4 protein-coding genes are annotated in these 4,169 nt (G+C 38.4%); 2 read left to right on the top strand and 2 right to left on the bottom strand.

Translation table 11 applies throughout. The features are described 5' to 3' along the window. Window positions 1-550 precede the first annotated feature (550 nt). Together ACY10D_RS05225 and ACY10D_RS05220 are read left to right on the top strand one after the other, a co-directional pair. Window positions 551-877, top strand: a complete 327-nt coding sequence (locus ACY10D_RS05225) for a type II toxin-antitoxin system RelE/ParE family toxin (protein ID WP_486999714.1) — start codon at window positions 551-553, stop codon at window positions 875-877. Continuing rightward, complete coding sequence (locus tag ACY10D_RS05220; protein WP_486999713.1) at window positions 874-1,170, top strand: hypothetical protein; 297 nt, start codon at window positions 874-876, stop codon at window positions 1,168-1,170. The genes ACY10D_RS05225 and ACY10D_RS05220 overlap by 4 nt, the downstream gene beginning before the upstream one ends. A 159-nt stretch (window positions 1,171-1,329) precedes the next feature. Here ACY10D_RS05220 and ACY10D_RS05215 read toward each other — a convergent pair whose 3' ends face one another. Both ACY10D_RS05215 and ACY10D_RS05210 read right to left on the bottom strand, forming a co-directional pair. Further along, window positions 1,330-2,484 (bottom strand): ATP-binding protein, encoded by a 1,155-nt coding sequence (locus ACY10D_RS05215; RefSeq protein WP_486999712.1) that lies wholly within the window; start codon window positions 2,482-2,484, stop codon window positions 1,330-1,332. A 65-nt stretch (window positions 2,485-2,549) separates the two neighbouring features. Further along, a complete protein-coding gene (locus ACY10D_RS05210) occupies window positions 2,550-4,115 on the bottom strand; it encodes a S8 family serine peptidase (protein ID WP_486999711.1) in 1,566 nt (521 codons plus the stop codon). Window positions 4,116-4,169 lie beyond the last annotated feature (54 nt).

The raw sequence follows: 4,169 nt of genomic DNA, 5'->3' as shown, positions 1-4,169 counted from the left end.
CTAGCTTGGTCGAGCTTTCAGACTTTACAAGGAGAAGAATTAAATGAATAGAAAAGATCCCTATAAACCTATGCTTTACAAGAGGGGTGGCAGCCGGAGGCTGACGAGGTGTTTATAAAATCATAGTTTTTTCTAAAGTGCGTAACTCCAGTTAATCACTATTCTTACTAACCTTAAGTCAGTCAAAACAATAGATAAAACATCAATAATCATAAGTGTAGACTTTATACATTATAAGCGTTATAGCCGATGGCTATTTATCTTTGGGCAATGTCGAAGAAATAATAGCGTTATTGTTAATAGCTACTGTGAGACTTCAATCATTACATGTGCGTTATTTACCATCTAAAACCAATGATTAGGATTATCAAAACAATCTAACATCACTTCATTGACTATAGTTAAATATATTAATTTCATCCATAAAAAGGCGATTGTTTAAACTTATAACATATGAAGCTTTTTTTATGACGTCGATGAAGACTGCACCTTGATAAACCACCCTTTTTAGGGTATTTTTGTAAAAACATAAATACAAGGCTTATTTGAAGTGTACGAATTAATTTTACTGGATGATGCTGAGAAATGGCTTTTTAATTTGCCCATAGATCAGCAGAATGAAATGCTTATTTTAATTCGCATGCTTAGAAAGCTAGGATATGAATTACAGCAGCCATTTACGAAGTCGTTAACAGGTACCAAAGAAAAAATAAAAGAGCTGCGTTGTAGGCGTTTTGGAAATCGTCTTTATTACATGTACCACAACAATAAAATTTATGTTGGCTTACTTGGAGGTAATAAAGGAACTCAAAAACAAGATATTAAAAAAGCAGATAAGCAAGCTAGACAAATCAAGAAAGGTAAGGTGAATTTATGAAGACTATAGATCAAATAATGACAGAAAGACTGACCAAAAAACAAATAAGCAAAATAAATGATGAGGCAGACAAACGCATAGATGAATACCTATCACTCAAGCAATCTATTGCTAATGAGCTGAATAATTATATTGAAACAAATCATCTAACATTTAATGATGTAAAAAAAGGATTAGACACCAGCACCTCGCAAACACAGCGAATTTTAAAAGGTGAATCTGGTTTTACACTAGAAACATTGATTAAAGTGGGTCGATTTCTTGGTAAAAGCCCACGTATCATCTTTGAGTAATCACTTTGTTTTTTAGCAAATAAGACTATGAGCATATTCTAGCTCACTTTGATTGTGTAAACGTTCGCTGAGCGTAAGTCGAAGCCTCTATGAAGTGTGATTTTCCCAAGCGTACTTGCGCTCAGGGTACGATGAGCACTTGTGAATGAACATTTAGTCTTAGCTGCAAATAATATCACCTTGCCACAATTGATTTAGAAACATCTCCACTGGTAATGCTTCAATACCATTACCATAAACTTTATGAATCGAGTCAAGGCTAATAAGGATATAACGATTGGCAATACCCTCTTCTTTAAATGCCAGCAAGCCCTTGAAATGTTTATCATGAATACGCCCAGTTGCTTTCACTTCGATCGCTACCTCATCACCAATAACAAAGTCAACTTCCATTTGGCTCGTTGAGCGCCAATAGCTTAATGGTTTATCAATGCGTTGATATGAAAGGTAAGCACGAATTTCAAGCCCAATAAAATGCTCCAGCGCATTCCCATAGACTTCGGTGTGTATCGGAATTTGTCTGATGCCCGCAAGATAATGTGCAACACCCAAATCAAAGAAATAAAACTTTGCCGTGCTAATTGCTTTGCGCTTTTGTGTCGCGGTAAATGCTGGCAACATAAATCCCAAAAAAGTATCCTCCAAGATATAGTAATACTCCCTGACGGTGGAAACAGGCAATGCACAATCACTCGCAATACTACTAAAATTCAGCATCTTGCCATTTGTTAGAGCACACATTTTTAGAAAGTTGCTAAACCCTGGAATATTTCTAACCAAAGCCTCCGCTTGAATTTCATCTTTCATATAAGTATTTACATATGCTGATAGTTCTTCATAAGACTCATCGCTTAAATAAACCATTGGCAAGCCCCCCACATGCAAATAATGATTTAAATTAAACTCAGGAATTTCAGCACTCACTAATGGAAACAGCTCCGCCTTACGCGCACGCCCTGCTAGTAAGTTAGTATGCTTTCTTTTGAGGCTGCGGGCACTTGATCCTGTTAAGAGAAAGTGAATCTGGCGCTCTTCAATGAGCCGATGTATCTCGTTTAATAGCATTGGCACACGCTGAATTTCATCAATAATGACAATTGTTTGGTCTTTTGCACTATTGATCATAGCCTCTAACGATTGTGGTGATTGGCTAAGTTCCATGTAATATTCATTTCTTAACAAGTTAATCACCAAATATTTATCAGCAAGTTGCTGTCGAATCAGTGTTGATTTACCGGTTGCGCGTGGACCAAATAAAAAAAATGACTTTTTTGTTAAAAGGGTAGTTAAATCTAATATTCGTGTTAAATTCATGATAATCAGCAATAGAGTTGTTAATTATCATGATATCTTACAGAACTGCCGTGAGTTATCAACACTCACATAAACAAAATAAGCGCTAATGCTGACGCTAATGCTCCGGCTCCCGCAGCTACTGCAACACCCGTGCTATTGGCACCACCTGCACCATCAGATTGCGCGTCATTACTTTGCTCCGCAACAACTGTTTGGCGCACTGCCTCTTGAGCATTAATCACATTATTACCCCACGTAGATTGTGATAATTTTGTTTTGACATAGCTGACATCTGCATCAGGCTTTAACGCATAGATCATTGCTGCAATACCGGCAACATGAGGGGCAGAAAAAGAGGTCCCTTCGAAGTAAAAATACCGGCAATCAACACCTAAAGTTGAAGTCATACAAAACCCCGGTGAGATAACACCTTTACTTAAGTCAAGCTCCGCATCTTCGCCACCAGGGGCTGCAAGCACCAGACTCTGCAATGGCCAATCATTCACTGCATAATTAGAATAGTCTGCTTTTATGCCATTGTTATTCGTCGCTTCCACCACAATTGCATTGATATTAGGGCAACCCGCTGGAGCGCTATTCCATACAGGTTGCCCATAGTTTCCTGCAGAAATAACAACCGTTACACCTAAAGCATTAACTTTGTTGATTGACTCTCGATATGTGCTGCAAAGAGAAGGTAACACCTCATTTTTCCAAGTATTTTCAGTTGCAACTGCCAAGCCATCTTTATCAACTCTTGAGATCCCCAAACTCAAATTAATCACTTTTGCCGGCGTTTGATTGGGTTGAAGCTGAGCTATACTTGCCATATCTTCACTATAAATGCCCGCCGCCCACTCCATTGCCATCGTAATGGCTTCTGTTTTTGCACCTCCAGCATGTCCAAAGACTTTAACTGGCAACACCATAATCTCATCGACATCACCGGCAACGCCTGTGACTCTTGGGCCTTGCGCAGCAATAACACCTGCTACTGCTGTGCCATGAGGGCCTTGCATTAAGTCGGTATCAATCACTGAAGCAATCACATCCACTTTATCTTGATCATTAACATAAAAATAATAAGGCTGTGACATTTCCAAACGTCCTTGTAAATCTTCAGGCATAAATTTGGTAACACCTGAATCAATCACTGCAACATAAGTTTTATTAAGTCCTGTAAACCTTAATTGTGCCCATGCACCTTCCGCAGCCACTCCTACACCAATATGATTATGCATATTCCATTGCTGCGACCATTGTCGAACATTCTCAGCTTGCAAAAACTCCTTTTGTATATCAGTCAAGACTTCAGGAATGACAGACTCAACCTGAAATGGCAAGCGATCAATATGAATAGTTTGTGTGTCACCCATCACATAGGATTTGGTATTTTTGGGTAATGCTGAGCAAACATCATCATGCATATTGCGATAGTTATTCGCTGCTTTAAAGTGCGCTAATGGTACACCAAAGTGATCAATAAATCGCTGATCTGAAATGCCTTCATTATCTATATACTCAACAGTGATGACTTCACTCTTACGTGCTGTATCACAATAACGAACCTGCAATTCAATCGCAAGAGAAGATAACGGTAAACAAAAAGTGGCAATACATGCCAACGAGCTCATTCTATAACTGTTCATAACTGATCCCACCAAGATAACTTAACATTACACAGTTAACTATAGGACAGTTTT

The organism is Cysteiniphilum sp., assembly GCF_057495195.1.
Note: the sequence above shows the minus strand (reverse complement) of the source record. Positions and strands in the feature narration are given on the sequence as shown.